At 38.4% G+C, this 5,756-nt stretch carries 5 protein-coding genes; all 5 read left to right on the plus strand.

Features of this window, described 5'->3' with window-relative positions:
* A partial coding sequence (locus A5882_RS08400; RefSeq protein WP_254908472.1) for a MucBP domain-containing protein occupies positions 1–445 on the plus strand: 445 nt, incomplete at its 5' end.
* A gap of 350 nt (positions 446–795) precedes the next feature.
* Positions 796–2,298 carry a helix-turn-helix domain-containing protein gene (locus tag A5882_RS08405; protein WP_008377149.1) on the plus strand — a complete coding sequence of 501 codons (1,503 nt, stop codon included), beginning with the start codon at positions 796–798 and terminating at the stop codon, positions 2,296–2,298.
* Positions 2,299–2,620: 322 nt separating this feature from the next.
* A complete protein-coding gene (locus A5882_RS08410; protein ID WP_008377151.1) occupies positions 2,621–3,001 on the plus strand; it encodes a hypothetical protein in 381 nt (126 codons plus the stop codon).
* Between the two features lie 121 nt (positions 3,002–3,122).
* The gene (locus A5882_RS08415) at positions 3,123–3,488 is read left to right on the plus strand and encodes a RidA family protein (protein WP_086372654.1); all 366 of its coding nucleotides are present in this window, start codon (positions 3,123–3,125) and stop codon (positions 3,486–3,488) included.
* A 525-nt stretch (positions 3,489–4,013) separates the two neighbouring features.
* The coding region (locus A5882_RS08420; protein WP_176462012.1) for a MucBP domain-containing protein at positions 4,014–5,756 on the plus strand (1,743 nt) is incomplete at its 3' end.

Raw genomic sequence — 5,756 nt, forward strand, 5'->3', positions numbered from 1 at the left:
ATACGAAGATACAGAAGGCAATCAGTTAGCCGAACCAACGATTCTGAACGGCAAAGTAGGTTTGCCGTATGAGAGTGAAGCCAAAGAACTTTCAGGCTGGACGGTTTCTCAAATACCAAGCAATGCCAAAGGGATGTTCAGTACTACCGCACAAGAAGTCATCTATGTGTACGGTGCTGAAAAAGAGAATAAACCAGAGGATGATTCAGGAGCAGATACGCCTGAATCAGAAAACAAAACCCCTGAAGCAGAAAAAGAGGATAAATCAGGAAACAAAGACAATCAAATGAACACACAAACCAACACACAAACCAACGGGAAAAGTAAATTACCTGCCACAGGAGAGCAACTAACAGGTCAACGAATCATGGGCTTTTTGGGAACGATCATTGTTCTATTTTCTTTCTTAGCAATTTGGCGAAGAAAAAGAAAAACTGAGAATTAAAGCTTCTCTATAAAGAGTAAAATATGTCCAGAATGGACGATTGGTTTAAAAAGTTAACCTTTTATGGAGTGGGGCGATCCACTCCTTTTTTGTAGGATGGATTGGACAGTTTCCTCGTCTCCTTAATCTTTGAATGGATTTTATCTGACTATTCCCAGTAGCTCAAAGAATTTCTGATCATTTGAGACTCTGATTCTTTATCAGACTAACATTCCAAGACAATCTCGAATAACAGAATTATTTAGCAAGAATGTTTCATTGAGAGAAACGAATGAATCAACACCTAGGAAATGAAAATGTACGTTTAAAAGAGTATAATTACTGTAAAACTAAAGTTAAGAGGTATTACTATGTATAAATTTCTTTTAACTAAATTGGATCAAGATGTCTATGAGCTATTTGCGTATTTTTTTGAACATGCCATTGATCGTGAACTATTGAGTGACCTTGCGGATCATGTGCATTTATCAAAAAGAAGAATCGTTTTAGTTTTTGAGCGTGCAAGAGACTTACAAAAATCATACCCTTTTTTTGAAATCGACATGCGAGAAGGAAGGGAGCTAGCCCTTGATTTTGCGCCTAATTTTTTGTTGTCAAAATTCTATTCGGTTATGTTAGCAGAAAGTATGCCATTTCAAATTTTAGACAGACTCTTTAGTGATAAATACGTGTCTTTGGAAGAAACCGCCCAACAACATTATGTCAGTAATCGCACGGTTCAAAGAAAGCTCAAGGAAGTAGAAACGATTCTTGAGAATTATCAAATCAAATTGAATTTAAAAAAGAAACCGTTATTTGTAGCGGAAGAATACCGAATTCGTCATTTTTTCCATATCATGTATTGGCAGATCTATGATGCGACGAATGTGCGTTATATTGGATTGTCTAAGCAAAGTGTTCGTGCATTGAAGGAGAAGTTGACAAGTTATCCTAGTTTTTATCGTGGTATCGATCAGGAAAAATTTATCCAACTGCTTGCACTAAGTCTTTATCGTTTTAAAAGAGGTTTTCCGGTAAAAGAGATTCCTCAAGAGATGAAGAAAATGGTCCATCACACGATTTCCTACGAGCAATTCAAAGAAGAGCTCATAAAACCATTGCTAAACGCTAACTTGATTCTAAGTGACGTTCCAGAAACAGAGTTTCTCTTCTTATATTATATGTTTTCTGTGATGACGACGTATTTGCCTGAAGAGATTCCTAGCCAACTAAGAGTTGTTGATCACTTCTCGGAAGGATCAATTGCAACAGCAAGACTGTTTGCAAAAACTGCTCAGAAGATCTTTCTCGTCCCTGAAGGGGAGATCGAGTATCTTTTCGTTAATGCCTTGAACATTCATTCTGTGTCACTCCTCTTTGCGTCGAAAAATAAAATTGATGCTTTTGGAAAAACGACAACGGATAAAGATTATCGCAGAGTCTTTCCCAAAATTTTTCCACTCGTGCAGGAGATGTACCAATCGTTAGCCCAACAATCCCCAATTTTTACTACCATGTATGCTTCCAATAATCGACTGCTTTTTCAATACAGCATGCTTCTTTCAATTGTAGCAAAAATCGATCGAACGACAGTCCGCATCTTTCATGAATCAAAATTTGGAAAAATTCAAGAAATCAGACAAAAAGAACGATTGAAACGCTGGTTTGGCTATACCCTCGCTTTCGTTTCAGAAAAACCAGATTTTGTGGTGACCGATTATCCAGTTGATCGGCAAGCCTTTTTGGACCAAAATCCAAACGTCCAATTTTTTAAGTGGAATAGCTTTCCAACCGGTGACCGGTGGCTGGAACTAATTGAAGCGGTGGAAACATTTCAGAATACCTCCAATAAAAAATACAATGAAAATGATTGATTTACCCAAGATTCAGCAAACAGGCAGTATTCTCAAATCTGAGAGGACTGCCTGTTTTTCTTTATAGCCAGAGGATAGAAATTTGCTGAACAACAGTGTCACACCTTCTATAGCTTGCGAAGTATGTTCGGAGATAAAGGTGATTATGTAAATGAACTGTACTAACTAGAATCAGTATTTATATAACAGGACGTATTTTGTATTTAATCAGTCACATATTGACGCGTTTCCAGCTAAAAACCGTGTGATAATACAGACATACAAGACTGGAATAAATCATTTTACATAAGAATCAACCATTAAAATACAGGAGGTGCTGGAGATGGAGGAACCATTTAAAATCCACACATTGCAAGAATATTTGAACTTTTATATTGAGGAATCTGAACGGCTTTTCAGTAAAGATGAGTATGGAAAAATCAAAGAAAAAATCCATAGAAACTGTTTAGAAATTCGCATGGCGATTCAAGAAATCAATCAAAAAAATTTTTTCGAACAGCTTGCGAAAATCAATACCCTTGAAGCAGAGATTTTGATTATTTTAGAGTGTAGTGAGCTTCGAGGCAGTGACAGTGTTGTGCCTTTTACTGAAGCGGAAATCTTGCAAGTGGCAAAAGAAGACAGCAAGACTTACTTTAAAGAAAGGTGCGGGCTGACATTGATCGCCCCAACCCCTCATTCCTTGCATTTTTCGGTGGAGTAGGAATTTATCAGTTGGAATGTACGGATTGACGCTCAAAGACAAAAAAAGCAATAATATGACCAAGTCAATTAACAGACATGGTTTTTATTATGAAAATAAATAGAAAGGGGAAACAAAACGAATGAAGCGATACGATATCAATGAGGACTGGGCACTTTCAGGTGTGATTGAAGCGGGAAATTTTGTTTTCGTGGGCTATTGCGTGGGGAACATCGGGCAGCCAATAGAGCAACAGATTGTAGGGGCATTGAATCATTTAGAAGAACGTTTGAAATTAGTCGATTTGACATTTGCAAATGTGGTTCAAATGGATGTACTTTTTAAAGATGTGTTTGATATCCCAGTGATGGAGAAGATCTTGAAAGAAACCTTCCATGGGAATTTTCCAGTTAGAAAATCAATTCAGACAGCTTTCGCTCATTCTGGAGAGGTAGGCATTCTTTTTCAAATCGATGCCATTGCTTTTAAGGAAGATCAGGGAAAGTAAGTACCTAGAAATCAAAATGGGCTTCGATGTTTTTGCTTGTTAGCCGTAGGATAAGGGGAGAAGATCAAGAGCGTCTTGGCTGTTTCTATGAATAAGAATGATAAACAAAAGGGGCTGAATATCCAGTCTCTTTTTTTGTATCTCTATATAGCTATTTTTTCCTTCGAGTTAATTGGATTGATCGGTTACACCCAAAGTTTTTACTAGGACTCCGAACGCTTTGTAAACATAGTGTGAACCAGTTCTAGGAAGTAAGTTAAACTATATTTCTTTAATTTGTTCACACTTTCAGAGACACAATCATTCATATTCTTTATTTTCGTTTTATAAAATAGGACTTATTTTGTCATATTCATGACAATTATTGTCGTGTTCGTCCCTGAAAACCATGCAATAATGCAGTCATAAGGAATGAGTCAGCGAACGTATTACATAGATGTAAGAAGTAGTTGTCAATGGGCAGCTTTTTTTAATTGGAGAGAGTGTAGCTGATCTTATTTACTTAATTTGAAAGAGGGAAAAGCAATGAAAAAACCAGCGAAGAAAGAACTTTTATCACGTATTCTGATTAGTTCTTCTGTTTTTATATTAGGCAGCCCATTGATCACGCAAGCAATTATCAGTGTTCCGGCAGCAGCTAAAACGATCAGCACTTCAACGACAGAAGAAGTAACACGTAGTACAAATGAATTCATATCTGAACAACAAGAAGGAATAGTCGAACAAGCTACAGGTGAAGAAACCGTCGATTCAGAAACCCAAGTAGTAGAAAGTACAGGGGAACAAGGGTCAACAGAGTCATCACAAGCAAGTGAAGATCAAGTGGAACCATCCACAGAGCGGATGACAGAATCCTCCAGTGAGCCAGAAGCCACTGAGAGCAGTACAACATCTGACGAGGAGTCGAAAACAAAAGTAGCGGAAGCAGAAAATATCCTTTGGTCAGGTAACTGGGGAACCGCTCCAGCCACATTAGATATTGAAGGAGTTTTGACCGTAGGAGCAGGTACATTGACAACGGCGGTGGACCAAGTGGTTCCTTTAACGGACGAACTTAAGAACATGGTCATAAAAAAAGTTATTCTCACTGCGCCCGTCATTTTGCCAGCCGATGTGGCAGGTTTGTTTGAGAGCTACTCTCACAATGGCACTGTACCCTCTCAATTGAATGAGATTGTTGGGTTGACTTATCTTGATACGAGTCAAGCGACCACGATGAATAGTATGTTTTATGGCTATAGCGGATCTACATTAGATTTATCGAATTTTGATAGCTCCGGTGTTATAAATTCTTTAGGTGCCGGGATGAACGAATTTTTTGGACAGGTACGCTACCTAAGAGAATTAACATTAGGACCAAAATTCAGCTTTGTTGGGTGGAACAATTGGTCAAGCAATCCCTATCCAGTGAACTTAGTTGACCCTAGTGGAATGTATGGTTTTCATTCCAGTTACTATACCGGCTATTGGCAAAATGTAGGGGCTGGCACCATAGATGCGCCATACGGTGAACATATATTAAAATCAGAGGAACTAGTGTTGACCTATGATGGCGCGACGATGGCTGACACCTATGTATGGCAGCCTCGGTTTATTGAAGGAGCACCAGTCACAGTCAATTACCTAGATGAAGAGGGTAATGAATTATTGCCACCTAATGTATTGACTGGTGGAAATATTGGCGATTCAATTGAAGTTGTTCCTGAGGATATTCCTAACTATACATTGAAGGAAGTTCAAGGAGAGGAAAAAATTGTCTTTAGCAATGTTCCGCAAACGGTCACGTATATCTATAATCCTAAAATAGAAAGTAATGAGGAAAGAAAAATTGTCGCACGAGTCATTCACTATTTGCATGAAGACGGTACAGAAGCTGCTCCAGATAAAGTAGACACAGTTGAATTTACTCGAGAAGTAAGGACGAATCTAGCCACTGGCGAAGAAACCTTTGGTGAATGGCAAGCAAGAGATGATGATATGATATTTGATTTAGTCAAAAGTCCAGAGATAGTCAACTACTATACAGACAGGGAGTTTATCGATGAAGTTATCGATGTAAAGGCCGATTCAGAAGATATTGAAGAATTTGTCATGTACTCGCCAAAGATAGTCGAATCTACGGAGACCAAAGAAGTCAAGCGAATGATCCATTATGTGTATGAAGATGGTAAAGAAGCCGCGCCAGACAGTGTCGACACGGTCACCTTTACACGCACAGTGACAACGAATGAAGCAACAGGGAAAAATACCTATGGCGAATGGCAAGCC

It is taken from the genome of Enterococcus sp. 4E1_DIV0656, assembly GCF_002140695.1.
Classification (GTDB): domain Bacteria; phylum Bacillota; class Bacilli; order Lactobacillales; family Enterococcaceae; genus Enterococcus_D; species Enterococcus_D entomosocium.

Bases quoted from the DNA above. Each gene is read 5' to 3' on its own strand.
- A5882_RS08405 (WP_008377149.1), top strand. From the start codon at position 796: ATGTATAAATTTCTTTTAACTAAATTGGATCAAGATGTCTATGAGCTA.
- A5882_RS08415 (WP_086372654.1), top strand. From the start codon at position 3,123: ATGAAGCGATACGATATCAATGAGGACTGGGCACTTTCAGGTGTGATT.
- A5882_RS08410 (WP_008377151.1), top strand. From the start codon at position 2,621: ATGGAGGAACCATTTAAAATCCACACATTGCAAGAATATTTGAACTTT.